This window comes from Curvibacter sp. Hmag1.1 (assembly GCF_059769165.1).
In genome coordinates, this window is sequence record NZ_JBMBGX010000002.1 from 1,015,671 (window position 1) to 1,040,790 (window position 25,120).

At 60.5% G+C, this 25,120-nt stretch carries 27 protein-coding genes and 2 tRNA genes; 15 read left to right on the top strand and 14 right to left on the bottom strand.

Features of this window, described 5'->3' with window-relative positions:
• Positions 1–69: 69 nt before the first annotated feature.
• A complete protein-coding gene (locus tag ACOAP0_RS05330; RefSeq protein ID WP_498375288.1) occupies positions 70–456 on the bottom strand; it encodes a translational machinery protein in 387 nt (128 codons plus the stop codon).
• Positions 457–655: 199 nt separating this feature from the next.
• On the opposite strand from ACOAP0_RS05330, the gene ACOAP0_RS05335 reads away from it, so the two are divergent.
• The gene (locus tag ACOAP0_RS05335; protein WP_498375287.1) at positions 656–1,324 is read left to right on the top strand and encodes an SPOR domain-containing protein; all 669 of its coding nucleotides are present in this window, start codon (positions 656–658) and stop codon (positions 1,322–1,324) included.
• Between the two features lie 106 nt (positions 1,325–1,430).
• Here the strand turns inward: ACOAP0_RS05335 and ACOAP0_RS05340 are convergent, their stop codons facing one another.
• The 4 genes from ACOAP0_RS05340 to hrcA form a co-directional block, all read right to left on the bottom strand.
• A complete protein-coding gene (locus tag ACOAP0_RS05340) occupies positions 1,431–1,880 on the bottom strand; it encodes a hypothetical protein (RefSeq protein WP_498375286.1) in 450 nt (149 codons plus the stop codon).
• A gap of 3 nt (positions 1,881–1,883) precedes the next feature.
• Complete coding sequence (locus ACOAP0_RS05345) at positions 1,884–2,504, bottom strand: BRCT domain-containing protein (protein WP_498375285.1); 621 nt, start codon at positions 2,502–2,504, stop codon at positions 1,884–1,886.
• Positions 2,505–2,585: 81 nt separating this feature from the next.
• Positions 2,586–2,662: transfer RNA gene (locus tag ACOAP0_RS05350), tRNA-Ile, on the bottom strand.
• Between the two features lie 34 nt (positions 2,663–2,696).
• Complete coding sequence (hrcA, locus tag ACOAP0_RS05355) at positions 2,697–3,701, bottom strand: heat-inducible transcriptional repressor HrcA (protein ID WP_498375284.1); 1,005 nt, start codon at positions 3,699–3,701, stop codon at positions 2,697–2,699.
• A gap of 40 nt (positions 3,702–3,741) precedes the next feature.
• Between hrcA and ACOAP0_RS05360 the strand changes: the two genes are divergently transcribed.
• The 3 genes from ACOAP0_RS05360 to rapZ are packed head-to-tail and all read left to right on the top strand — an operon-like array spanning position 3,742 to position 7,214.
• Positions 3,742–4,638 (top strand): NAD kinase, encoded by an 897-nt coding sequence (locus tag ACOAP0_RS05360; protein WP_087494851.1) that lies wholly within the window; start codon positions 3,742–3,744, stop codon positions 4,636–4,638.
• A 20-nt stretch (positions 4,639–4,658) separates the two neighbouring features.
• Positions 4,659–6,308, top strand: a complete 1,650-nt coding sequence (recN, locus tag ACOAP0_RS05365; protein ID WP_498375283.1) for a DNA repair protein RecN — start codon at positions 4,659–4,661, stop codon at positions 6,306–6,308.
• Between the two features lie 33 nt (positions 6,309–6,341).
• Positions 6,342–7,214, top strand: a complete 873-nt coding sequence (gene rapZ, locus ACOAP0_RS05370) for an RNase adapter RapZ (RefSeq protein WP_481872788.1) — start codon at positions 6,342–6,344, stop codon at positions 7,212–7,214.
• 30 nt (positions 7,215–7,244) lie between these two features.
• Here the strand turns inward: rapZ and mutY are convergent, their stop codons facing one another.
• From mutY to mutM, 3 genes are read right to left on the bottom strand one after another with little or no spacing between them, the layout of a single operon-like run.
• On the bottom strand, positions 7,245–8,315 hold the full coding sequence (gene mutY / locus ACOAP0_RS05375; RefSeq protein WP_498376090.1) for an A/G-specific adenine glycosylase: 1,071 nt from the start codon (positions 8,313–8,315) through the stop codon (positions 7,245–7,247).
• Positions 8,312–10,273 carry a dynamin family protein gene (locus tag ACOAP0_RS05380; protein ID WP_498375281.1) on the bottom strand — a complete coding sequence of 654 codons (1,962 nt, stop codon included), beginning with the start codon at positions 10,271–10,273 and terminating at the stop codon, positions 8,312–8,314. Before ACOAP0_RS05380 ends, mutY begins: the two co-directional genes overlap by 4 nt.
• 44 nt (positions 10,274–10,317) lie before the next feature.
• Complete coding sequence (gene mutM / locus ACOAP0_RS05385; protein ID WP_498375280.1) at positions 10,318–11,133, bottom strand: bifunctional DNA-formamidopyrimidine glycosylase/DNA-(apurinic or apyrimidinic site) lyase; 816 nt, start codon at positions 11,131–11,133, stop codon at positions 10,318–10,320.
• Between the two features lie 39 nt (positions 11,134–11,172).
• On the opposite strand from mutM, the gene ACOAP0_RS05390 reads away from it, so the two are divergent.
• The 8 genes from ACOAP0_RS05390 to ACOAP0_RS05425 all read left to right on the top strand — a co-directional run bounded on the left by ACOAP0_RS05390 (position 11,173) and on the right by ACOAP0_RS05425 (position 17,400).
• Positions 11,173–12,912 carry a tetratricopeptide repeat protein gene (locus ACOAP0_RS05390; protein WP_498375279.1) on the top strand — a complete coding sequence of 580 codons (1,740 nt, stop codon included), beginning with the start codon at positions 11,173–11,175 and terminating at the stop codon, positions 12,910–12,912.
• Positions 12,909–13,406, top strand: a complete 498-nt coding sequence (locus ACOAP0_RS05395) for a lipoprotein insertase outer membrane protein LolB (protein WP_498375278.1) — start codon at positions 12,909–12,911, stop codon at positions 13,404–13,406. Before ACOAP0_RS05390 ends, ACOAP0_RS05395 begins: the two co-directional genes overlap by 4 nt.
• Positions 13,407–13,439: 33 nt before the next feature.
• Entirely contained in the window at positions 13,440–14,315 is an 876-nt protein-coding gene (ispE, locus tag ACOAP0_RS05400; protein ID WP_498375277.1) for a 4-(cytidine 5'-diphospho)-2-C-methyl-D-erythritol kinase, read from the top strand.
• A gap of 14 nt (positions 14,316–14,329) precedes the next feature.
• A tRNA-Gln gene (locus ACOAP0_RS05405) sits at positions 14,330–14,406 on the top strand.
• Positions 14,407–14,485: 79 nt separating this feature from the next.
• The gene (locus ACOAP0_RS05410) at positions 14,486–15,448 is read left to right on the top strand and encodes a ribose-phosphate pyrophosphokinase (RefSeq protein WP_087494859.1); all 963 of its coding nucleotides are present in this window, start codon (positions 14,486–14,488) and stop codon (positions 15,446–15,448) included.
• A gap of 99 nt (positions 15,449–15,547) precedes the next feature.
• On the top strand, positions 15,548–16,171 hold the full coding sequence (locus ACOAP0_RS05415; RefSeq protein WP_087494860.1) for a 50S ribosomal protein L25/general stress protein Ctc: 624 nt from the start codon (positions 15,548–15,550) through the stop codon (positions 16,169–16,171).
• A 99-nt stretch (positions 16,172–16,270) separates the two neighbouring features.
• Complete coding sequence (pth, locus tag ACOAP0_RS05420) at positions 16,271–16,954, top strand: aminoacyl-tRNA hydrolase (RefSeq protein ID WP_498375276.1); 684 nt, start codon at positions 16,271–16,273, stop codon at positions 16,952–16,954.
• A 29-nt stretch (positions 16,955–16,983) separates the two neighbouring features.
• Entirely contained in the window at positions 16,984–17,400 is a 417-nt protein-coding gene (locus ACOAP0_RS05425) for a hypothetical protein (protein ID WP_498375275.1), read from the top strand.
• A 24-nt stretch (positions 17,401–17,424) separates the two neighbouring features.
• On the opposite strand, the gene ACOAP0_RS05430 is transcribed toward ACOAP0_RS05425, so the two are convergent.
• The 5 genes from ACOAP0_RS05430 to ACOAP0_RS05450 all read right to left on the bottom strand — a co-directional run bounded on the left by ACOAP0_RS05430 (position 17,425) and on the right by ACOAP0_RS05450 (position 20,510).
• Positions 17,425–17,688 (bottom strand): YfhL family 4Fe-4S dicluster ferredoxin, encoded by a 264-nt coding sequence (locus tag ACOAP0_RS05430; protein ID WP_481872655.1) that lies wholly within the window; start codon positions 17,686–17,688, stop codon positions 17,425–17,427.
• A 2-nt stretch (positions 17,689–17,690) separates the two neighbouring features.
• The gene (coaD, locus tag ACOAP0_RS05435) at positions 17,691–18,176 is read right to left on the bottom strand and encodes a pantetheine-phosphate adenylyltransferase (protein ID WP_498375274.1); all 486 of its coding nucleotides are present in this window, start codon (positions 18,174–18,176) and stop codon (positions 17,691–17,693) included.
• 41 nt (positions 18,177–18,217) lie between these two features.
• Complete coding sequence (rsmD, locus tag ACOAP0_RS05440) at positions 18,218–18,847, bottom strand: 16S rRNA (guanine(966)-N(2))-methyltransferase RsmD (protein WP_498375273.1); 630 nt, start codon at positions 18,845–18,847, stop codon at positions 18,218–18,220.
• Between the two features lie 55 nt (positions 18,848–18,902).
• Complete coding sequence (locus ACOAP0_RS05445) at positions 18,903–19,694, bottom strand: gamma-glutamyl-gamma-aminobutyrate hydrolase family protein (RefSeq protein WP_498375272.1); 792 nt, start codon at positions 19,692–19,694, stop codon at positions 18,903–18,905.
• A 129-nt stretch (positions 19,695–19,823) separates the two neighbouring features.
• Entirely contained in the window at positions 19,824–20,510 is a 687-nt protein-coding gene (locus ACOAP0_RS05450) for a TetR/AcrR family transcriptional regulator (protein WP_498375271.1), read from the bottom strand.
• 127 nt (positions 20,511–20,637) lie between these two features.
• Between ACOAP0_RS05450 and ACOAP0_RS05455 the strand changes: the two genes are divergently transcribed.
• Genes ACOAP0_RS05455 through ACOAP0_RS05465 form a run of 3 tightly spaced genes read left to right on the top strand, consistent with a single transcriptional unit; the run spans position 20,638 to position 23,716 of the window.
• On the top strand, positions 20,638–22,041 hold the full coding sequence (locus ACOAP0_RS05455; protein WP_498391336.1) for an amidase: 1,404 nt from the start codon (positions 20,638–20,640) through the stop codon (positions 22,039–22,041).
• Positions 22,042–22,048: 7 nt separating this feature from the next.
• Positions 22,049–22,552, top strand: coding sequence for a DUF3237 family protein (locus ACOAP0_RS05460; protein ID WP_498375269.1), 504 nt, complete (start codon positions 22,049–22,051; stop codon positions 22,550–22,552).
• 12 nt (positions 22,553–22,564) lie between these two features.
• On the top strand, positions 22,565–23,716 hold the full coding sequence (locus ACOAP0_RS05465; RefSeq protein ID WP_498375268.1) for an MFS transporter: 1,152 nt from the start codon (positions 22,565–22,567) through the stop codon (positions 23,714–23,716).
• 60 nt (positions 23,717–23,776) lie between these two features.
• Here ACOAP0_RS05465 and ACOAP0_RS05470 read toward each other — a convergent pair whose 3' ends face one another.
• Positions 23,777–25,117, bottom strand: coding sequence for a M16 family metallopeptidase (locus tag ACOAP0_RS05470; protein WP_498375267.1), 1,341 nt, complete (start codon positions 25,115–25,117; stop codon positions 23,777–23,779).
• Positions 25,118–25,120: the final 3 nt, after the last annotated feature.

The window sequence follows — 25,120 nt, forward strand, 5'->3', positions numbered from 1 at the left end:
ATGCCAACCACCACCATGGTGCGCGGCCATTCTAGGGGGGCGGGTGAGCCGCGTCGGTGCGGCAGGGGTTCAGGCCAGTATCGGGTCTTTGGTAATGAAGTACTTGCGGGCGTATGCCACCAGCTGGGCGTCAGTGGGGTGGTCAATGCTTTCCACGCCCACCACCTTGTTGCCCACCTGCGGGTCGTGGCTGTGCAGGTGCTTGATGAGCTGCAGCTTGGCCTGCGCGGGGCCCACTACCAAGATTTCTTCAGCGCCCTTGAGCGCCTCGGCAATGGCGTGGAAGTACTGCTTGTCTTCGGCGGCCTTGCCCGAGCCCACTACGCCGCTCTTGGCGTGCACATGCGAATGCGGGTGCTTGGGCCGCACGATGGAGGCCTCCACATCGTCCGGCGCAATGTGCATGACGTGCGCCTCCGAATGATCCAACCAGACAACTGCGTGGTAATGCGACATGGTGTTTCTTTCTGTGTGTTGAACAACACCTCCAGCGTAGGCCGCTGGCGGCCGCAGGTGTTGCGCTGGGTCAAGCTGCACGCAGACGGTGGAACGATGCTTTACATACAGTACATTTTGAGGATTGCGCCGGCACGCCCCGTGCATGCGGTGCAGCAGTCACCCCATGACCCCGTTTTAACGAGAAAGCAGCAGCCCTATGTCTTCTGTGCCCCACCTGCCCATGGCCCATCACCCCCTGCGCACCGGCCGCACCCTGCTGGCCGCCGGCCTGCTGGCCAGCGCGCTTTCCGGCTGCGCCATCTGGCCCAAGGCACTGACATGGGGTTCTGACGACGCACCGCCCCCGCCTGCTGCCCAAGCTGTGGCACCCCCACCCGCACCCCCTGTGGTGGCGGAAGAGGCGCCCAAGCCCAGCCCGGCCCCCGTGCCCGTGAGCACCGCCGACACCGCGCCGCTGGAGCCCCAGCCGGTCATGAAGTCCACCCCCGTGATGGCTCCACCCGAACCCGCCGTGGCCGCCAAATCACCCGCCAAAGGCAAAGGCAAGGGCAAAGAAAAAGCCGCTGCCCACGCAGGAGCAGACCACAAAGCCAGCGCCAAAGCAGCCGCCCCCAAGTCCAGCGGCGGCGACCTGGTGCCCGGCTTCTATATCAACGTAGGTTTGTTTGCCGTGCCCACCAACGGCACCAACGCCTTCCGCACCCTGGAGAAGGCTGAGCTGCCCGTGTTCACCGATGTCGTGAAGAGCAAAAAAGGCCCCCTCACCCGCGTGCGCGTGGGCCCCTACCTGAGCAAGGCCTTGGCCGATGCTGCGGCCGAGAAGATCAAGGGGATGAAGCTGGAAGCGGTAGTGTTTCAGCACTGAGGTGCTGATGCGCTGATTGCTTCAGCGCGGAATGAAAAAAGCCTGTGGGTCGTGAGACACACAGGCTTTTTTCTCGTGCACTAGGTCCAGAACGATCGAGCACTCTTCAATCAAGCAATTCAGGTACCTCGGCAATCTGCCATGCCAAAAGCCCAGCCTTACTGCTTGCCAGATCCAAACTCTTCACGTTGGAAGATAGGCGCCCTGTTTTAAGTAGCTCTATCAACTGTTTTGGCGTCATGGCAAAGGCCCTCCGACATTTATCTATCCCCACATAACCTAAATGAACCTCGATGTGGAACGCATCCCAATCACTCACAACTTGCAAGAATTCCCTTGGTTGACAACGCAAATAAAACGTAGAGCCAACTTCAATCTGGGGTTCCTCTGTATCGGTGACTGCCCATGACCAGAACGGCTTTTTGTCCTTCATGAATTGCCTGTAGTTCACGCCGAGAGACTCATAGTGATGCGCCTCAATTGAGTAATCCCAGCTCGAAAAGTGAGCTTTCGGATCGCTGATTTTCTTCGCCGACGAACGCTTGCTTGTCGCCATAAGTTACTTCGTTAGCTCCAGCCAACGCTCCTCAGAGATGATTGATATGGAGTGACCGCCTTGTTGCAAATGCACTGCTTTCTGAATTTTCCGCCCAAAATTTTCGTGCGCCCAATCGATTGATGTCCCACCAACGACTAGCAAATTGACCTTTTTACTAATCGTTTCAGAGTGTCCTGCGCCCCTATTTAGAGCAATTTCTTCGTAGTTTTTTCGAGTACCGAAGCGAAATTGTCCCGTAAAACAAACTACTGCCTCGTGAAGTAGCAAATCGATGTTGTCATCAATTGCATTTGGAATGGACTCTGGGGTGACCGATCCTGACTCAGCGAAACTCGCAGTTGCATATTGCGCCAGAAAAAGACAAAGAGTCGCTTCGTCCTCTTGACTAAATTCTCCTCTGGCCAAGCTCTGCTCCATGCGAATCCGTATCTCATTGCCAGGGTAGATATCCCCAACTGCAGGATTAGCTGTAAGCCAAGTTAACAACATTCGGGCTTCGAGTTGATTTACCAATCCATCTGCAACCACCCCAGTGACCATTCCAATAAAGTGTGTTGCTGATCTTGTCACCACATTACTGGCATTTCTCCCCGTCATTACTCCTGTTTCCTCTTTTGTCATTGGTGCCTCCCAGCACATAAGAAAAACCAAACAAAAAAGCCCGTTACGAACTTCGCAACGGGCTTTTTATTTTTGTTTGAATGGTAGGGCGTGAGTGACTTGAACACTCGACCAAAGGATTATGAGTCCTCTGCTCTAACCAACTGAGCTAACGCCCCAACCGAACCGCAGATTGTAGCCGGCCGCAGGGGGCTATTTGTGGTGGCTAAGGGCGTTGCTCACCAGTTTGGAGGTGATATCCACGATCTGGATCATGCGGTCATACGCCATGCGGGTGGGGCCGATCACGCCCAGCGTGCCGACCACTTTGCCGTCTACCTCGTAGGGGCTGCTGACGATGGAAAGGTCTTCAAACGGCACCACCTGGCTCTCTCCCCCGATGAAGATGCGCACGCCTTCGGCCTGGCCAGTCACGTCCAGCAGGCGCATGAGCTGGGCTTTTTGCTCGAATAGCTCAAACGCGCGGCGCAGGTGGCCCATGTCGCTCGAAAAGTCAGACACCGACAGCAGGTTGCGCTCGCCGGAGATCACCACTTCGTCTTGCGTCTCGGAAATCACTTCTGAGCTGGCGTTCACCGCCGCTTGCATGAGGGCGGCAATTTCGCCGCGCAGGCTTTCCACCTCGCCTTGCAAGCGCAGGCGCACTTGCTCGATCTCCAGCCCCATGTAGTTGCTGTTCAAAAAGTTGGCCGCCTCGGCCAGCTGGCTTTGGGTGTAGTCCACCTCGGTGTAAATGACGCGATTTTGCACATCGCCATCGGGCGCCACGATGATGACCAGCAGCCGCCGCTCCGAGAGGCGCAAAAACTCAATATGCCGGAAGGCCGATGTGCGGCGCGGCGCAATCACCACACCTACAAACTGCGACAGGTTGGAGAGCAGGTTGGCCGCGTTGCTGATGACTTTTTGCGGCTGGTCGGGCGCCAGGCTGTGCGCGGCCATGTGGCCCTGCTGCACGGTGAGCATGGTGTCCACAAACAGGCGATAGCCGCGCGCGGTGGGAATGCGCCCGGCCGAGGTGTGGGGGCTGACGATGAGGCCCAGGTCCTCCAGGTCCGACATGACGTTGCGGATGGTGGCGGGCGAGAGGTCGAGGCCGGACTCTTTGGAGAGCGTGCGGCTACCGACGGGCTGTCCATCGGCGATATAGCGCTCTACGAGCGCCTTCATCAACATCTTGGAACGTTCATCGAGCATGCCGGTCATTTTAGTAACCTATTTAGTGTCTAATTTGCGCATGTTGTCCCAATTTAGGCATGTCGCTCTGATCGGCAAGTACCAAACCACCGGCACCAGCGCTGCGGGGGCCTCGTCCCGCAAATCGCTGGACGAGATTGCCCATTATTTGATGGACCAGGGCTGCGAGGTGGTGATCGAGGCAGACACCGCCGCCAACACGGGCCTGAGCAACTACACCACCATGGATGTAGACGGCATTGGCACCCATTGCGACCTGGCCCTGGTGGTGGGCGGCGACGGCACCATGCTGGGCATAGGCCGCCAGCTGGCGCGTTACCAGGTGCCGCTGATCGGCATCAACTCCGGGCGGTTGGGGTTTATTACCGACATTCGCTTCGAGCAATACAAAACCACGCTGGCCCCCATGCTGGCCGGCCACTACGAGGTGGATGACCGCGCCCTGATGCGCGCCCGCGTGATGCGCGACGGCCACTGCGTGTTTGAGGCCGAGGCCATGAACGACGTGGTGGTGAACCGCGGCGCCACCTCGGGCATGGTGGAGCTGCGGGTAGAGGTTGACGGGCACTTTGTGGCCAACCAGCGGGCGGACGGGCTGATCATCGCCTCGCCCACGGGCTCTACCGCCTACGCCATGTCGGCCGGCGGGCCGCTGTTGCACCCCTCGATCGCCGCCTGGGTGATGGTGCCGATTGCGCCACATACATTGTCAAATCGGCCGATAGCGCTCGCCGACAGTGCGCGGATAGCTATTGAAATCGTAGCAGGGCGCGATGCCAGCGCCAACTTTGACATGCAGAGCCTGGCCAGCCTGATGCACGGCGACCGCATCGAGGTAACCCGCTCGCAGCACAAGGTGCGCTTTTTGCACCCCAAGGGCTGGACCTACTTTGACACCCTGCGCCAGAAAATGCATTGGAATGAAGGGGTGGCGTAAGCACCTCCCCACTTGAAAACATGGCACTCAAGCGAATTGTTCTCAGAGACTTTGTGATCGTCAGCGAGCTGGAGCTGGACCTCGAATCCGGCTTTTCGGTGCTGACGGGCGAAACCGGCGCGGGCAAATCCATCCTGATTGATGCGCTACAGCTGGTCACCGGCGCGCGCGCTGACACCGGCGTGATCCGCGAAGGTGCGGCCCGCACTGACGTGAGCGCCGAGTTTGACAATGCGCCGGGCCTGCAAGCCGTGCTGGACGACGCCGGTTTCGAAGCCGGCGACACCCTGCTGCTGCGCCGCACCGTGGACACACAAGGTAAAAGCCGCGCCTGGGTGAATGGCAGCCCCGCCACCGCGCAGCAGCTGCGCACCATCGGCGAGCAGCTGCTGGACATTCACGGCCAGCACGCCTGGCAAAGCCTGACCCGGCCCGAGGCCGTGCGCGGCCTGCTGGATGCGTATGCCAAGGTGGACACCAGCGCCTTGAGCGGCCTGTGGGCCAGCTGGCGCCAGACCCAACAAGCCCTTACTCAAGCGCAAGCCGCCCAAGACAGCCTTCAGCGCGAGCGCGAGCGCCTGGCCTGGCAGATTGGTGAGGTAGACAAGCTCAACCCCGGCACCGACGAGTGGCCCGAGCTCAACGCCAGCCACAGCCGCCTGGCCAATGGGCAGGCGCTGATCGACGCAGCCCAAGGCGCCGTCAACCTGCTGGAAGACGACGAAACCAATGCCCTGGCCCCGCTGCACGCTGCCTTACAACTGCTGCAAGCCCAGTCGCACCTGGAGGCCGAATTTAAAGATGCCATCGAGGCACTGAACTCCAGCGTCGCGCAGATAGAAGACACCGTACACAGCCTGCGCAGCTATGCCCGCCGTGCCGAGCTGGACCCGGAGCGCTTGGCCGAGCTGGATGAACGCATGTCGCTCTGGGTGAGCCTGGCGCGCCGCTACAAGCGCCCGCCCGAAGAGCTGGCCGAACTGTGGGCGAGCTGGAAAACCGAGCTGGCCCAGCTGGATGCCGCCGCCGACCTGGACGGCCTGCAAGCCAAAGAGCGCAAGGCCCAGGCCGCCTTCATGGCGGAGGCCAAAGCCCTCTCCAAACAACGCGCCAAGGCAGCACCCCTGCTGGCCCAAAGCATCACCCAAGCCATGCAAGGGCTGGGCATGCAGGGCGGCCGGTTTGAAGTAGCTCTGGAGCCTTTGGCCCAGCCCCAAGCCAGCGGCTTGGAAGACGTGCAGTTTCTGGCCGCCGGCCATGCGGGCAGCACACCGCGCCCGGTGGGCAAGGTGGCCTCGGGCGGCGAGCTGTCGCGCATGGCGCTGGCCATTGCGGTGACCACCAGCCGCTTGGGCACCGCCCAGACATTGATATTTGACGAGGTGGACTCCGGTGTGGGCGGCGCAGTGGCCGAAACCGTGGGCCGCCTCATGCAGCAGCTGGGCAGCGACCGCCAGGTGCTGGCCGTGACCCACTTGCCCCAAGTCGCCGCGTGCGCGCACCACCACTTGGTGGTGTCCAAGCAGCTGCAAGGCAGCGCCACCCTGAGCACCGTGACCCCTGTGGGCGGCGAGCAGCGCGTGGCCGAAATTGCCCGCATGCTGGGTGGGGAAAAGCTTTCGGGCACTACGCTGGCGCATGCCAAAGAAATGCTGGATTCAGGTCTGTAAATGAGCGACATGCCCCCCCCTTCGTCAGTGCCCATGGAGATTGTGCTCATCACCGGCATGTCCGGCTCGGGCAAGTCGGTGGCGCTCAACGCGCTGGAAGACGCAGGCTTTTACTGCGTGGACAACCTGCCGCCCGAACTTCTGCTGCCTTTTGTGGAGCTGGAGCGCCAGCACAACGCGCAGCGCGTGGCCATTGCCATGGATGTGCGCAGTGCCACCTCCCTGCCCTTGGTGCCCCAGCAGTTGGCTGCCGTGCGTGCGCTGGGCGTGGTGGTCAAACCTTTGTTTTTGGACGCCACCACCGACACGCTGGTGCGCCGCTATTCTGAAACGCGACGCAAGCACCCGCTGTCACAAAACAGCTCAGACCATGGCGAGCGCGACGAGCGCCGCGCATTGGTGGACGCCATTGAGCTGGAGCGTGAGCTGCTGGCCGACCTGCGCGAGCAGGCGCATGTGATTGACAGCAGCATCATCCGCCCCTCGCAGCTGCAAGGCTACGTGAAGGCCATGATTGCCGCCCCCGGCGGACAGCTGACGCTGGTGTTTGAGTCCTTTGCGTTCAAGCGCGGCGTGCCCACCGATGCGGACTACATGTTCGACGTGCGCATGCTGCCCAACCCGCATTACGACCCCGAGCTCAAGCACCTGACCGGGCGCGACCAGCCGGTGATTGACTTCCTGAAAGCCCAGGAGGCGGTGGAGCTCATGCAGCACCACATCGCACATTTCCTGGAAAGCTGGCTGGACGCCCTGGCCCGCGACCACCGCAGCTACGTGACCGTGGCCATAGGCTGCACCGGCGGGCAGCACCGCTCGGTGTACCTGGTGGAGCAACTGGCCAAGCGCTTTAGCGGCGAGTGGGTGACGCTCAAGCGGCACCGCGAGATGGACGCAAGAGACTAAACAAGCACCCACGCTCCGCCGCTGCGCGGGCTAGCCTTCCAACAGCTTTCGCACCGGTGCTGGCAATCCTGCTGCAGCCCACTCTAAGGGCGTGAACCAGGCGCCGTTGCCCAAACTTTTTGCTATCAAATCAGTAGCTTTTTGCGCACATTCCACGTGCGCCGGGTGCATAAATAGGTCTTTATGGGTGAGCACATGGGTCACTGCAGGCATAAACCGCACGTCGGCAGCAAACTCCGGCGGTAGCGCGGCCCGCAAGGCTTCTTCGCTCTCAAACAGCGGGAAGCACTGCAAGCCCGCCCACACACCCGGCGTGGGGCGCTTGCTGAGCCACACTGCACCGTCATCCCGCTGCAACCACAGCAGCCACAGGCTCTGGCTGCTGCGCTTGAGCTTGCGGGTGCGCACCGGGTAGCGTTCGGCGTCACCCGCCTTGGCGGCAGCGCATTGGCTGTTTACCGGGCAAAGCAAGCAGCTGGGCTTTTTGGGGCTGCACAGCGAGGCGCCCAAATCCATCATGCCCTGCGTGTAGCGCGGCATCACGCGCGGGCCTTCAGTGGCCACCTCTGCCTCTGTGGGCAGCAAAGCGGTGGCGCGGTCCCACAAGGCGCGCTCGTTGGTGGCTGACGCCAAATCTGCATCAAAGCCCAGCACGCGGGTGAGCACCCGCTTCACGTTGGCGTCCATGATGGCCACGCGCTCGCCAAAACACAGCGACGCAATCGCTGCTGCCGTGGAGCGGCCTATGCCGGGCAGGGTGACCAGCGTGGCCGCATCGCGCGGGAAGGCGCCGCCATGCAGCTCCATGACCAGCTGGGCGCAGCGGTGCAGGTTGCGGGCGCGGCTGTAGTAGCCCAGGCCACTCCAGAGGCCCATGACCTCGTCACTTCTGGCGGCAGCCAGGTCTGCCACCGTGGGGCAGCGGACCAGAAAGCGGTCGAAGTAGCCGATGACGGTGGCCACCTGCGTTTGCTGCAGCATGATTTCTGACAGCCAGACGCGGTACGGGTCTTGGGTGTTTTGCCAGGGCAGGCTGTTGCGGCCGTGCTGCGCCTGCCAGCGCACCACGGCGGTGGCGAAACTGCTCTGCGCCACGCTCAGACCAGTTCCACGTCGACTTTGGTGGCGGGTTTGGCGCTTTGCTGGGCGGCTACCAGGTAGGAGGTGAGCTCCATGAGTTTGGCGTCCAGCTCGTTGAGGGCGTTGCTCTGCTGGTTGATCTCGCCGATGCGGTCTTCCAGACCACCGGCGGCTTGCGAGATGCGGTCAATCGCCTCAATGCGGCGGGCGAAGTTGCGGCGGCGTTCGCGCAGCTGGGCGTCCAGCTGGGCAGCGGCTGATTTGCTCCACAGCTCCACATCGGCCAGCGCGGCCTCATGGATGTTCCGCAAGCGGGTGGAAAGCGCACGCACCAGGCGGTCGGCAAACTCGGGCTGGGCCAGCTTGAAGGCATTGCCCAGGCCGAGGTACTGCAGGTGGTTGCGCTCCACAGTGTCCAGGTCAGCCGAGAAGCGGGCCATGTCGGGCTCCACCGGCGGCTGCAGCGAGAAGCCGTATTCGGCATTCAACGAGGTAAAGCTGGCCTCCAGCATGCTCTGGATTTCGGCGCACAGGCTTTGCACGCGCTGCAGGTTGCCGCGCAGGCGGTCAAAGGTTTCGCTGTAGGCGCGCTTGACGCCCAGCTTCAGGCCTTTTTGCAGCAAAGTGTCGCTGAGCAAAGCCATTTCTTTCTTGAGTACCGAGGCGCCCAGGATGTTGAACACATCGCGCAGCAGGCGCAGGTGCACCGACCGCACCGCATGGATTTTGGCGCCGCCCTGGTCAAACTCTGCCTGCTCTTGCGAGATGCGGTTGCGCATGTGCTTGATGACGTTGGCGTTTTTGCCCTGCAGGCTTTGCAGCTCCAGCATCTGCTCGGTGAGGTCGCGCTTGCGGATGTTGATGACGCGGCCGGTCTCGCCGCGCAGGTCAGTGATGCCGCCTTTCATGGCCGAGGCCAGAATCTTCTGGCGCTTGCCCATCATTCCGTGGCCGAGTACGTCCTCGAGCACGGGCAGGCAGCTCTGGCGCAGCAGAACGTCGTCTTCGGTGACCTTGGCAACCAAGCCCTTCTGCGCGGAGACGGCAATCACCCGCTCTTTGGGAATGCCCAAAATGTCGGCCGTGTTGGAGCGCTGCCGGTCGATCTGGGTCTGGATCTGGGCCGGGGTGCTGAGGGCGTCCCACAGCGTGTCGATCTTGTTGAGCACCACCAGACGCGCATCGGGGTCAGTGGACTCGGTAATCAGGTGCTCGCGCCAAATGGAGAGGTCGGATTTGGTGACTCCAGTGTCCGCACCCAGCATGAACACGACAGCGTGGGCCTGCGGAATCAGGCTGACGGTCAGTTCCGGCTCGGCGCCGATGGCGTTCAGGCCCGGGGTATCCAAGATCACCAGCCCCTGCTTGAGCAACGGGTGGGCGATGTTGATAAGCGCATGGCGCCAGCGCGGCACCTCGACCATGCCCTGCGCATCCACCATGGGGTTGTCTTCGGGAGCTTGGGCGTGCCAGAAGCCGAGAGCACGTGCTTCGTCTTGTGTGACCTTGCGGGTTTCGGCCACTTTTTCCAGGGCCTTGGCCAACTGCATGGGATTGTTCACATCGAGGTCGATGCGAGCCCATTTTTCAGGGGCCATGCGCCATTCCATCAGGGCCTGGGGTTGCAGGCGGGTTTCGATGGGGAGCAGGCGCAGGCAGGGGGGCACATCGGCGTCGTAGCCCATTTCGGTAGGGCACATGGTGGTGCGGCCTGCGCTGGCCGGCATGATGCGCCGGCCGTACCCTGCGAAGAACAGGGCATTGATCATCTCGGATTTGCCGCGCGAGAACTCGGCCACAAAGGCCACCATCACCTTGTCAGAGCGCAGCTGGGTTTCCAGGCGCAAGAGGCGCTCTTCGACGCCAGCGTCCAGCAACTCGTGGTCTTTCAACCATTCCGCCAGTAACTTCAGGCGCAGGGCGAATTCGCGCCGCCATGTACCGTGTTGGTCAAACTGATCGTTGAATGAAGTAGCCACGTAGTCCCCCGAGGAATCGGCCAATATAGCACCGCGCCCCTCTCTTAGCGCTTCTGGCAAACCATGCAGTAGTAAGTGGAGCGCTGGCCCTGCCGGATGGCGCGCACCGGTGTGGCGCACACACGACAAGGCGCGCCTTCGCGGCCGTAGACATTGGCCTCCAGCTGGAAGTACCCGCTTTCGCCATTGGCGTTCGAGAAGTCGCGCAGGGTGCTGCCGCCCTTCTCTACCGCGCGGCTGAGCACATCTTTCACCGCGGCATGGAGCTTGGCCACCCTTGGTTTGCTAATGCTGTTGGCCGGGCTGGTGGGGCGTATACCGGCGAGAAACAAGGCCTCAGACGCATAGATATTGCCCACACCGACCACCACCTCGCCCGCCAGCAACACCTGTTTGATAGGCGCTTTGCGCTGGCGCAGGCCGGCCAGAAAGGCGGCGGGGTCAAAACCATCGCCCAGCGGCTCCACACCCAAGTGGCCCAACAGCTTTTGCGCCACAGGGTCGGACTCGCCTGCCGCAAACACCACCGCTCCGAAGCGGCGGGGGTCGTGCAGGCGCAGGGTGCCCAGGTCCGTCACCATGTCAAAGTGGTCATGCACGCCGGCGGGCGGCAAGTGGCGGTCAAAGATGACCGAGCCCGACATGCCCAGGTGCACCAGCAGCAAGCCATCGCTCAGGTCGATCAACAAATACTTTCCCCGGCGTCGCACGCCACGCACCCGCAAGCCTGCCAGCTGTGCTGGCTCACATTGCAGGGGCCAACGCAGGGGTTTGCCCATGCGCACGCCCTGAATGGTGGCGCCGGTGATGCGGTCGGCAAAACTCCGGCGGGTCACTTCGACTTCGGGCAATTCAGGCATGGGCGCTCTCGGTATTGGGGGTTGGATTATTATGGTCCGATGCACCGTACACCACGCCTCATTGCCCTGGCCGCCCTGTTGGCCGGACTCGCCCCTTTCGCCCCTGCCGTGGCGGCAACTCCGGCGCCGGTGATCGTCAACTCCGACCTCGATGCACGGTTGATGTACCAGATCCTTCAGGCAGAGATGAGCGCACTCGATGGTGACGAGGCGAATGCTTTCTCGCTCACGCTCGACGCTGCCCGGCGCTCGGGCTCGGTCAAGTTGTATGAGCGTGCCGTCGAACTCGCTTTGCGGGCCCGTAGCGCCGAATTCGCCATTGAAGCGGCACGTGCCTGGCAGCGTGCTTACCCGACCGCCAAAGAACCGAACCGCTATGTGCTGCAGATTTTGATTGGCACCAACCGCCTTGCCGAAATTGCGGACCCCCTCAAGCGCGAACTGCAGGGGCTGACGGGCAAGGAACGGGTGACCGCAATCAACCAAGTTCCGCGCTACTTTCCCCGGGTGACTGACAAAGCATTAGCCGCCAACGCGGTGGAGCAAGCACTGGCTGCAGACCTGCCGACCAGCAATTACGGCCCTGCCGCTTGGGCCGCTGTAGGCGTAATGCGGTTTAGCGCTGGCAACACGGCCGGTGCACTGGATGCTGCCCAGCGAGGTGCGGCGCTCGACAGCTCCGCTGATGAGCCCGCCATATTGGCCCTGAACCTGATGGAAGCCAAGACGCCCGCCGCTGAAGCGGTGGTGCGCAAATACCTGGCTGGCAAAGCCATTCCCGAAATCCGCATGGCCTATGGCCGCACCCTGATAGGTGCGCAACGCTATTCCGAAGCGCTGGAGCAAATGAAGGTGCTGAACCAGCAGAAGCCCGAATTTCCGGATGCCTGGCTGGTGCGAGGTTCCCTGGAACTGCAAGACCGCGGAAACACCGTGGCAGAAAAGTCGCTCAAAAAGTACTTGAGCCTGCTGCCCGCTGAGCAGGACAGCAGCGACGAATCAGAAACCGGCCGTGGTGCCGTGCAGGCCTACCTGCTGTTGGCGCAGATTGCGGAGCAGAACGGCAAAGCCGACGAAGCCAATGCCTACCTGCAACGCATCAAGAGCCCCCAGGACGCTCTTCGGGTGAACACCCGCCGCGCCATGCTCCTGGCCCGCCAAGGCAAGCTGGACGATGCGCTGATGGTGATCCGCACTTCGCCCGAGCTGCAAGCGGACGACGCCCGTACCAAGCTGGCCACCGAAATACAGCTGCTGCGGGAATACAAAAAAATGGACGAGGCCTACGCCCTGCTGGGCAAGGCAGTCAAAGCCTATCCGGATGACACCACCTTTGCCTACGACCAGGCCATGGTGGCCGAAAAGCTGGGCCGCATCGACGAGATGGAGCGCTTGCTGCGCCAGCTGATCAGCAAAGCACCGGACTACCACCACGCCTACAACGCGCTGGGCTACTCGCTGGCCGATCGCAATATGCGCTTGCCGGAGGCACGCCAGCTTATTCAGAAAGCGCTGGAGTTTGCCCCAGGCGATCCCTTTATCGTGGACAGCTTGGCCTGGGTGGAATTCCGCAGCGGCAATCTGGCCGAAGCCAAACGACTGCTGGAACAAGCGTATGCAAGCCGGCAGGATGCAGAAATTGCAGCCCATCTGGGTGAAGTACTCTGGGTCTCCGGGCAACGCGATGCCGCCAATAAGGTATGGCGCCAGGGCCTGGAGCAGCAAAAAGACAACGAAACGCTTCTGGAAACCATCAAGCGCTTGAACCCTTCGCTATGAAGCGCAGGCGTTTAGCCAGTGCCCTGGCGCTGGTTGCTACATTTTTTATAGCTGGTTGCGCACACAGGACGGGCGCCAATGGCGCTTTTCCTGCAGAAGCTCAATGGAATGGTCGTCTGGCGCTCAAGGTTCAGACCGAACCACCTCAAGCTTTCAGCGCCGATTTCGAGCTAGGCGGCAGTCCGCAGAGCGGTCTGCTGGTGTTCTTCACCCCCCTGGGCACGACCGCCGCGCGCCTGCAGTGGGCACCGGGCGTTGCCACACTCTTGGCTGACGGTGAAACCCGCCAATTCGACTCCCTGGCCGCCTTGGCGCAGCAAGCGACAGGCGCCGAATTGCCAGTGCGTGCCTTGTTTGACTGGTTGAACGGCCAAGCCACCGAGGTGCCCGGTTGGACAGTGGACCTCAGTCGGCTGGAGCAAGGCCGCTTGCAAGCCGCCCGAGCAGAAGGTGTATTGCCTGCAGTGGATTTGCGCATCGTGCTGCAGCGCTGAGTTCACGTCAGCACAGCATTGATAATCTCGGGCATGCAGTCGCTCTACGACATTCCCGCCCCCGCCAAGCTCAATCTGTTTCTCCATATCGTGGGCCGCCGCGATGATGGCTACCACCTACTGCAATCGCCCTTTATGCTGATTGACTGGTGCGACACGCTGCACTTCAGCCGACGCAGCGACGGGAAGATCAGCCGGGAAGACCTGACCTGGGCGCTGCCGGAAGAGGACCTTGTGGTCCGCGCCGCCCGCGCCCTGCAGAAAGCGACCGGCAGCACCGCAGGCGTACACATCGCCATTCACAAGTCCATCCCTGCGCAGGCCGGCATGGGTGGGGGCTCATCCGATGCAGCATCGACCCTGCTCGCGTTGAACCGGCTCTGGAACCTCAAACTACCCTTGGAGGCTCTCTCCAAAATCGGCCTGACGCTGGGCGCCGATGTTCCTTTTTTCCTGGGCGGGCGCAATGCCTGGGTGGAAGGTATCGGAGAGAAACTCACTCCTATCGAGATACCGGTTTTGCGTTGGGTCGTCGTCAAACCGGACGCCGGATTGGAGACAAAAAGAATTTTTTCTGATCGCAACTTGAAACGTGACTCAGAGTGCGCTACAATCTATGGCTTCGCTGCACACACTTTCGATAAGACATTAAGTCAAACTCGAAACGACTTGCAGGCCATAGCCCAGACGCTATGCCCCGAGGTTAATCAAGCCCTTCAGTGGTTAGATTCCAAAGGCTTAAGCGGTCGGATGACTGGTTCAGGAAGCGCAGTTTTTGCGCACCTCAACCAAGACATCAATCTGGATGATGTGCCAAGCAACTTTGAAGTCAAGTTGTGCAGCAGTTTGGATGTTCACCCCCTTCAGGGATGGGCACCCAGCGACGGTTTATCGGTGGGTAGCGTTTAGCTATCAACCCGTGTAGGGGAGTCGCCAAGTTGGTTAAGGCACTGGATTTTGATTCCAGCATGCGAAGGTTCGAATCCTTCTTCCCCTGCCAAATTGCTGTTCGGGCCGGTCCCGATTCAGCATGCGATCTGTGACGAAATAAACCCAATCTCTTCGCTGGACCACCCCACATGCAGGCATTCACCCCCCCTGATTTCATGGTTTTCACCGGCAATGCCAACCCAGGCATGGCTGAAGACATTGCCAAGCACCTTGGCATTTCTCTGGGCGCCGCCAGTGTCGGCCGCTTTTCGGATGGTGAAGTCACCGTCGAGATTAACCAGAACGTGCGTGCCCGCGATGTGTTTGTGGTTCAAAGCACCTGCGCGCCCACAAACGAAAACCTGATGGAACTGCTGATCATGGTGGATGCGCTCAAGCGCGCTTCTGCTGAACGTATCAGCGCAGTGATTCCTTACTTTGGGTATGCCCGCCAGGACCGTCGTCCCCGCTCTGCCCGCGTGCCAATCACTGCCAAAGTGGTGGCGAACATGCTGCAAGCCGTGGGCGTGGATCGCGTGCTGACCATGGATTTGCACGCTGACCAGATCCAGGGCTTCTTTGATATTCCGGTGGACAACATTTACGCGTCCCCCGTGCTGCTGGGCGATTTGCGCCAGAAGAATTACAGCGATTTGATCGTGGTGTCGCCTGACGTGGGCGGTGTGGTGCGTGCCCGTGCACTGGCCAAGCAGTTGAACTGCGACATGGCCATCATCGACAAGCGTCGCCCGAAGGCCAACGTGTCTGAAGTCATGCACGTGATCGGTGAAATCGAAGGTCGTAATTGCGTGATCATGGACGACATGATCGACACCGCAGGCACCCTGGTGAAAGCCGCTGAAGTATTGAAGGCCCGCGGCGCAAAGAAGGTGTATGCCTATTGCACACACCCCATCTTCTCCGGCCCGGCCATTGAACGTATCGCCGGTGGCGATGCTCTCGACGAAGTCGTGGTGACCAACACCATTCCTTTGAGCGCTGCCGCCGCGCAGTGCAGCAAGATCCGCCAACTCTCCGTGGCCCCGCTGATCGCCGACACGATCCAGCGTATCGCCAAGGGAGATTCGGTCATGAGTTTGTTCACCGAGTAATCACTCGGAACAAAAAGCAGACGCTGCAGGCTTCGGCCCGTGGCGTCTTTTACTGTCGGAGTCACACTGGTCGCGGTGGACTCTTTTTTGGAGTTAGATATGAAATTTGTCGCTTTTGAGCGCGCTAAGCAGGGCACGGGTGCGAGCCGCCGTCTCCGCATCACTGGTCGTACACCTGGCATCGTTTACGGTGGCACCGGCGAACCCCTCTTGATCGAGCTGGACCACAACGCTTTGTGGCACGCCCTCAAGAAAGAAGCCTTCCACTCCACTATCCTGGACATGGAATTCAACGGCAAGGAAAGCAAGGTCCTGTTGCGTGACGTGCAAATGCACCCCTACAAGCAACTGGTTCTGCACATCGATTTCCAACGCGTAGAAGCCAACACCAAGCTCAGCATGCGCGTGCCTTTGCACTTCAGCGGCCAGGAAAACTCTCCTGCCGTGAAGACAGACGCTTGCTTGATTAACCACGTCATCACTGAACTGGAAGTGGCTTGCTTGCCAGCCGACCTGCCTGAGTTCATCGCTGTGGACCTGAGCGGCCTGGAAAAGGGCAAGTCCCTGCACGTGAACGACTTGGCTCTGCCCAAGGGTACCGTTGCTGTGACCCATGGCAAGCCTAACCCCGTGGTCGTGTCCGTCGTGGCTCCAGTGGAAGAAGTGGCAGCTCCTGTTGCCGCTCCTGCTGCTGATGCCAAGGGCAAAAAAGGCAAGAAGTAATTAACGCCCTGCGTTGATTACCTTGAAACGGCCCACTTCGGTGGGCCGTTTTGCTTTGGGGCACATGCCGCAGATGTTTTGTAAGCCATAATTTTCCGCATGATCAAACTGTTTGTCGGCTTGGGCAACCCCGGCCCCGAATACGACGGTACCCGCCACAACGCCGGCTTCTGGTGGGTGGATGCACTGGCACGTGAACTCAAAGTCAACCTCGCTATGGACCGCGGTTACCACGGCCTGCTCGCCCGCACCAGCATCAAGGGAGAAACCGTCTGGCTGCTGGAGCCACAAACTTTTATGAACCTGTCGGGCAAGTCCGTAGGTGCCTTGGCCCGCTTCTTCAAAATCAAACCGGAAGAAATTCTGGTAGCGCACGACGAGCTCGATGTAGTGCCCGGTGAAGCCAAGCTCAAGTTCGGCGGCAGCCACGCTGGCCACAACGGCTTGCGCGACATCCATGCCCAACTGGGCACCGGCGACTATTGGCGACTGCGCCTGGGCGTGGGTCATCCGGGCGTGAAGTCAGAAGTGGTGCATTGGGTGCTTAAGAAACCTTCGCTGGACCACCGCATTGCCATCGACCAGAGCATTGACCGCTCGCTCAAGGCCCTGCCCCATTTGCTCGCCAGCGAGATGGACAAGGCCACCATGCTGATTCACACCAGCAAGCCGCCGCGCCCCAAGCCCCCCCGTGCGCCCGCACCGCCTGCTGCGGGTGTAGCCAGCGCGCCGGCCATGGAAGAAGGCGCCGCAGATTCACCCACCTCGCCACCAGCAGCCTGAAATACAAATTGCCACTTCGGAGACCTGCCATGCAAAACCCCATATTGCTTGCTACAGTTTTAGTAGCTGCTTGCGCAGTATCCACCGGCGCCAGTGCACAAAAAGTCTACCGATGCGGCAATACCTACAGCCAAACGCCCTGCGGTGGCGGGAAGACGCTGGATACCACCTCCCCCAACGCAGCTTCGTCGGTAGCCCGCAAACAAGCAGTCGACAAAGAAAACAAGCGGCAAATGGAGGCAGCCAAAGCCATGGAAAAAGCAAGGCTGGCGCAGGAAGCTGAAGCCATGAAGCGCCACCAGGCAGAGCTCAAGGCGATGGAAGAGGAAAAAAACAAAGCCGCCAAAGGGGCCACCGCAGGCACAGCGTCGGCACAGGCGCCACTGAAGAACAAGAAACCGCCAGAGTTCTTTACTGCCAAACAAGCCCCCACCGAGAAGCCCTGAAACGGGCCTGGAAGCAAGCGAGAGTCAGGCCGGCTTGCCAGAAGTAGCTTGCAAACGCAGGTACTTTTGCATCAAGGTTTCCTTGCTCTCCACAAACTCCGGGTTCACCGGAATGCAAGCTACCGGACACACCTGCACACACTGTGGCTCATCGAAATGCCCCACACACTCTGTGCACTTGTGCGGATCAATTTCATAGATCTGCTCGCCCAGGTAAATGGCCTCATTCGGGCACTCCGGCTCGCACACATCGCAATTGATGCACTCGTCGGTGATCAGTAGCGCCATGCTCAGCTCACCTTCGCCATCAGGCGTGTGTGCACCACAGGCGCCACGAACTGCGCCACATCGCCCTTCAGGGTGGCAATCTCGCGCACCAAGGTACTGGAGATGAATTGGAAGCGCGAGTCCGGCGTCAAAAACAAGGTTTCCACTTCCGGCGCCAGTGCCTTGTTCATGCCGGCCAACTGCGCTTCGTAGTCAAAGTCTGTCACTGAACGTACTCCGCGCACCATGGCGCGGGCGCCGTGAGCGACAGCAAAGTCGCGCACCAGACCGGTGAAGCTTTCCACCTGCACGTTATCCAGAGGCTGGAACACTTCGCGCACCATCTCCAACCGCTCTTCGAGGCTGAACATGGTCTTTTTATGGTGCGCCACGGCCACGGCCACGATCACTGTGCCGAACATGCGGGACGAGCGGCGAATCAGGTCCTGGTGCCCCAAAGTAATGGGGTCAAAGGTTCCCGGAAAAACGGCAATGACGGGTTGTGGCATGGCAAAAACGATTGGAGTGGCCAGCGAGGCTGAGGCCGGAATTATGCCGCCGTGTGCTTGAGCAGGTGCGCATGCACCGCGCCGGCCTTGAGGTGCCTGTGGACACTCAGTCCCACGGCGCTCAGAGTTTCATCGGTATACGCAGTGGGCGACTCCAGATACACCCAGCCCTCAGACGCCAGCGCACGGGCACACGCGCCCAGTGCGGGCTCGAACAGCGGCGCGTCAAACGGCGGGTCGATGAAGATCACATCCAAGCTGCTGGGTGCCGCCTGGCGAATAGCGGCGACACCGTCACCGCGCTGCACATGCACGGCGGTGGCCTCGAGTTGCGCTTGGGTTTTTTTGAGCTGCTCTATCAGGGCGCCATCCTGCTCAATGATGAGCACATCTTTCGCGCCACGGGACGCAGCTTCAAAGCCGAGAGCACCAGTCCCGGCAAAAGCATCCAGGCATCGCAAGCCGGTCATATCCTGTCCCAGCCAGTTAAACACGGTCTCGCGCACGCGATCCGGCGTGGGGCGCAGGCCGGGCTTGTCGGCCACTTTGAGTTTGGTGCGCTTCCAGAGCCCGCCGATGATCCGGATTTCGTGGCTCTGGCCGGCGCGGGGTCGCGCGGGGCGCTTGGGCGCAGCTGCAGCGCTGCGTGAAGAAGTGGCTTTGGCATTCATGCGGGGAGCTTAACCCAAGCAAGCCTTTGATCCGGCCGCTCAAGCCTACCGGTTGCTATTGAGCACGATGCGTTGCCCGCCATTGCCTGCAGGCATCGCCAAAAGCTCTCAGGATCGCCATCGAACTCGCGTTGGTCCGGGATTTCCATTCCGGATGCCACTGGACACAAAGAGCAAATCCTGGGCTTTGCGTGACTGTGAATGCTTCAACCAATTCATCTTCGGCGCGAGCCTCTACACGCAGACCAGAGGCCAAACGAGCAATGCCTTGGCCATGCAGGCTGTTGACCATGAAAGCGCCGGACTTCACGATGGCCGCCAAATGCCCGTCATGAGTCACTTGAACTCTGTGAGAGGGACCGTATTGCACATCCAAATCAGGGTGGTTGGCTTCCCGGTGATCCGCATACCCGGGTTGACCATGCACAGCTTGATGAAGACTGCCCCCGAGTGCGACATTGGTTTCCTGAAAACCGCGGCATACACCCAGCAAGGGAATGCCTCTGGCCACTGCGCGACGAATCAGGGGAAGCGTCCACGCGTCCCGCACCGGATCCAGCGGCTTGCTGGAATCCAGTAGAGCTTCACCGAAGTAGCTCGGATGCAAGTTCGATGCGGATCCGGTAAGGAAAACACCATCAACCATATCGAGCCAGGTGTCGACCTCATCAGGATGAGCCGCCGGAACAGCTATCGGATAAGCCCCTGCCAATCTGACAGCTTCCACATATTTGCGACCGACCATATGGAATGGGTGGTCGTTCACCATGCGGTTGCAGCACGTGATGAGTACGCGCGGTGCATCTGGTGAAAGAGACTCTTCAAGGGGGTATGTGTTGTTGTACATGGCGCGGCCTTTGGGTTTCAGCGCTTGATTCAAAAAGCGATGATATGCTCGTTTTATAAAAAAGTAAAAACGAGACCAAACACGACCTGCCAACGCACCAAATCAGCACAAAAAACGCATCCAAACGGGTCACTCAACCCCTTGACTCACCATAAGCAGGCGCGATGCCATTCCGATAATGGCGGCACGAAGAAACTCCAGGGACGAACCCATTTCGCCCGACTTCTCCACCACAAGCACCACCAGGCCGGCGTGCATCAATAGCGGCAAACAACGGGAAAACGAGTCGATATCTTCTGCACTGGCGGTCGGAACATAGTGCCGCAAAGCTGACGAAATGGACTCATAGACTCTCGCATCGTGCTCCATGACGACCGGGCGCAAAGCCGGCACCCCCTCCGACAAATACGGCATGGCGCTCAAGCCCGCTTGCTCGCTGTAGACCCGCGCGCCCTCTCGCAATTGGGCTTGGAGATAGCTAATCAAATCGAGGCCGCCACCGTGCCGTGGATGCAAGCTATCCAAAGCCTCAAACACACCATCCAGCCACTGAACCAGCAGCGCCTGGAGTATGGATTCCTTGTTCGGGAAATAGCCGTACACCGCGCCTATCGACAAACCAGCCCGCGCTGCAACGCGGTTGGTCGTTAACCGGTCCAACCCACCCGACTCAATCTCTTCACCGGCAGCACGCAGTACCGCACGGACCGTCTCCTGGGCACGAACCTGCCTTGGCGCCCTGCGCAGCGAAAGAGAAACATCCGCAACAGGCGCACCCTCAGCGTCGACCACATCCACCGGCTTCTTTTTTGTCATCACCCAATGATACCCAGCACACGATCTTGGCATGGAACATGCTGGTAAACCCCAATTTATACGAGTAATTACTCGCTTAACAATCCTTTATCACAACAGCACTCTGCACCTCAAGACATCGCTCCCTATGCCCAACAACGCTGATCTGGAACTGAATTACCTCTCTGCCACGGATGCACTCAAGCGCTTTCGCGATGGCTCTCTTTCCCCTGTCGAGCTACTGAACGCTCACATCCTCCGGATCGAAGAACTGCAACCCGAACTCAACATCATGCGGTCCATGCGCTTTGATAAAGCCATGGAGTCCGCGCGACGCGCAGAGGCCACATACCGAACCGCACCCGACTCGGCAGGTCCGCTGGAAGGAATTCCCACGGTTCTAAAAAACGAACACAACCTGGTGGGCGAGGAAACAGACCAAGGCTCCCTCTTGCTCGCAGGGATGGTCGATGAACACAACGCACCCCTGACCGATCGCCTTCTAGAGGCTGGGACCGTTATCCACGGAAGAACGCATGTGCCCGAGTTCTACGTAGCGATGTTCACCCGGTCTCTCGCCCATGGCGTGACCCGCAACCCTTGGAACCCCTACTTCACTTGCGGCGGATCATCCGGCGGCAGTGCCGCGGCATTGGCTGCGGGTATGACGACATTGGCCACTGCATCAGACATCGGCGGCTCCGGCCGCGTGCCAGCTGCGTACTGCGGCGTGGTGGGCTTCAAGCCCAGCTACGGCCGCGTTCCGGAGGCTTCGTTCTTCTTCGCGATGAACACTTACAACCACAACTGCATGATGGCGCGCACGGTGGCAGATGCGGTCCTGATGTTCAACGTGATGAACGGACCGCACCCGTGCGACCCCGCGAGCTTGCACCCGAAAATCGAGTTGGCAGTGCCCCCCGGGGACATCAGAGGCATGCGCATTGCCTTGTCCATGGACCTGGGTTACTTCCAAGTGGCCGATGACGTGCGCCGCAATACTCGCTTGGCGGCGCAGTCGCTCCGGGAACAAGGCGCCATCGTTGATGAAGTCGAGCTGGCCTGGGACCGCAATGTGCAGCGCTACTTCACGCACGGGCTTGGCATGCCGCTGGGGCGTGGGCTCAAAGCGCTTACCCAAGGGGCTGAGGACCAAGTTAGCGACTACGTACGCACGGCTGTTGAGCTTCTGGGCAACATCACGCCCGAGGAATACATCGAGTCCATCGATGGCATGGGAAAGATGCACAACGCCCTCCAGGATATCTATGCCAACTACGACGTGCTGCTTTGCCCCACCCTGGCGCGGAACACCATGGCCGCAGAAGGCTGCGCAGAAGCGCACACGGACCTCATGGAGAACTACATGACCTATCCGTTCAACATGCTCAGCCGGCATCCGGTGATGAGTGTGCCCAGTGGCTTCGGTGACAACGGAGTGCCCACCGGGCTCCAGGTAGTGGGTCGTACCTACCGCGAAGACGATGTCATCAAGGTAGCGCATGCCTTGGAACAAGCGATCAACTGGCCCGCCTGGCGCCCCTCCAAGTGAGACAACCATGACCCACCTCATTTCCCCACCCATGCCCGGACTCGACTTGCGTTTCGCCTACGAGGCGCTGGTCACTTTGCAGCCGGAAGAAGTCCAAGGCCATACCCACAAGGGGCAACGCTTGCGGGTGCCCATCACCGGCGGGCGATTTCAGGGACAAGGGCTTTCAGGCCGCATCCTCCCGGGCGGCGCCGACTGGCAGCTATTGCGCACGGATGGCCGACTGGAAATCGAGGCCATCTACGACATGCAGACCGAAGACGGTGCATTCATTCATGTCCGTAACAAGGGACTTTGGTACAGCGCCAACAACCAATGGCCCGCAGAGTACGCGGTAACCCACCCCGTATTTGAGGCACCCCAAGGCCCCTATGAATGGATGAACACCAGCCTATTCGTGGGCACGGTTGGCGAGGGACCTGACGGTCCGCTATCCATCCGACTCGCCGTCTATCAGGTGTGCATGAACACGCAATGTCTTCCTCCACTAGCCACAGCCCTCAACCTCTGAAAGACTCTTCTTATGACAGTCATCGCCCCCTCCTCAGACGAATTGCCCAAGCACCACACGTTCTCGCTGATCGCCCTCGTGTGCGTGGCATCGATCTTTTTCCTGGGAACTCCCGGATTCGTTGTGCTGATGGCCACCCAATGGTCCCTGACGGAAAGTCAATTAGGGCTGATTGCCGCCGCAGATAGCGTGGGCAACGCAGTGGGCTCGCTGCTCATGACATTTGTGCTCTTCCGTTACAACCCGCGCGCATTGGTACTGATCGCATTGCTGGGCTTCATTGCAGCCAATGCTTTATCCGCTTTCCGGCTGGATGACACCACCATGCTTTTGGTTCGACTGGCCTCCGGCGTGTTTTCCGGGGTGATCGCTGGCTTGGCGATACGCCGACTCTCCGAGGGCAAGGATGCCGACCGCAACCTCACCTGGATGGTCATCAGCCAGACCCTGGCCATCGCCGTCTTGCTGACCTTTGTGCTTCCCTGGGTGGGTGAACTGGGTCAAGCCACAGCTGCCTTCATCATGGTGGCTATGCAAGGTGTGATCTGTCTGCTGGTACGCACCCTGTTTCCCGCAGTCCACCTGCAAGCTGAAACGGAACTCACCAGCACCAGTGCACCCCGAACTGCATCGGCCTACCTAGCCTTGCTGAGCATTTTTCTGCTTTACGTCACCGTCGGTGTGGTCTGGACATTTGTGGGCTTCATGGGCCACGAAGCCGGTTTCAAGGACGCTTTTGTGGAAACACTGCTGGGTGGAGCGAATCTCTTGAGCATCGCAGCCATTTCCATTGTTCCTTGGATGATTCAGCGCGACCGGCTCTTTAGCACCGGCATCGTGGCGCTGACCCTGTGCACGCTGGCCGCACTCGGCTTGTCACTCCCTCCCCAAGCCTCGACCTATGCGGTATCGACTGTGGTCTTTATCTGTGCCTGGGGAACCTCCATCACACTGCTGCTAGCGCTTCTGCCCAGCTACGACAAGTCAGGACGCATGATCATGCTGGCGCCTGGCGTACTGTGCATGGGCTCAGCATTAGGCTCTTTTCTGGGCGGCCAGCTCATGGAGATGCAAAGCCCCGCTTGGGCCTTCCGCATTGCTGCCATCTGCTGCGCCATCGCCGGGGTCATTGTCCTGGGCCTGGGCGCCACACGCAAACGCTGACGGCGAGCTGCCCCGGATGCAGGCGCCACCCGACGTGGCCCTGCATTCCACCGGGTGCGCCTAAGGCGCGCCCAGCACTACCGTCGCCATGCGCACCGGCTGCAGTTTGCGGGCCATGGCCGCACGGACATCAGCCACCGTAAGGCGCTCCACCTGCTGCGTCCAAGTGTCCAGATAGTCCAGCGGCAGGCCGTTCCAGGCGATGTTGGCCACGTTGTCGAGCAGCTTTTTGTTGCTGTCGATGCGCAGCGCAAATCCGCCGATCAGGTTGTCTTTGGCGGCTTGCAGCTCTTTTTCAGTCGGACCTTCTTCCACGAACTTGGTCACCACCTCGCGCACCAAAGTCAGTGCTTGCTCCGCCTGGTCAGGCCGCGTTTGGAGGCCGATGGTGAAGGCACCTGCATGCATGCCGGGCGCAAAGTAGCTGTACACGCTATAGGTGAGCCCCCGCTTCTCGCGCACCTCTTCAGTCAGGCGCGCGGTAAAGCCGCCACCGCCCAGGATGTGGTTACCCACCGTGAGCGCGAAGAAATCCGGGTCATTACGCTTGAATCCCGGCTGCCCCACCAGCACATGGGCCTGTGCCGATGCAAACGGAATGCGTATCTCGCTCGCTGCCGCCAGCGCTGCCACCTCGGGCACCGCCGGTTGTGCAGTGCAGCCACCTTGCGGCACGCGGGCCAGCAGCTTGGCCACCAAGGCATCCGCCTGCGCCCGGTTGAGCGCGCCCACGATGCTGACCTGTGCAGCACAGGCACGCAGGACCTTGGCGTGCAAGGCACGCAGGTCTTCCACGTTCGTCCGCAACAGACTGGCCTCGGTGGTCTCGCGGCCGTAAGGGTGGCTGCCGTACACCGCTTGGCTGAACGCACGCCCGGCCAGTGTGGCGGGGCGGGTGTTGGCTTCCTTGAGGCTGGCGATCATCTTGGGGCGGTCACGCAGCCAAGGTGCTTCGGGGAAGGATGGCTCGCCCAACTGGCGGGCGGCCAGGGCCACTGCTTTGTCCAGCAAGTCCGGGTAGGTCAGGGAGCGCAGGCCAAAGCTCATGCGGTCGGCACTGGCGCTACCGCCGAAAGACGCGCCCAAGTCCGCCCAGGCTTCGCTGAGCTGGTGCTCGTCCAGCGCGGGGCCAGCACCGCTGGCGCGCACGCCGTTCGCGGTGCTGGCGGCCATCAGGTTGGCCAGGCCGGGCTTGTCGATAGGGTCGCGGCGGGCGCCGGCATCCATGTCGATCTGCACGTCCAACATCGGAATGGCGAGGCTCTCAACGAGGTAGATACGCACACCACTGGGCTGCGTCCAGTGCTGGATGGGTATGCCCGCCCACACGGAGTGCATACCAAATAAGACGATAGCGCCCGCCAATATTGCGCGAGCAGCTACAATTTTAGGAGTAATCATGGG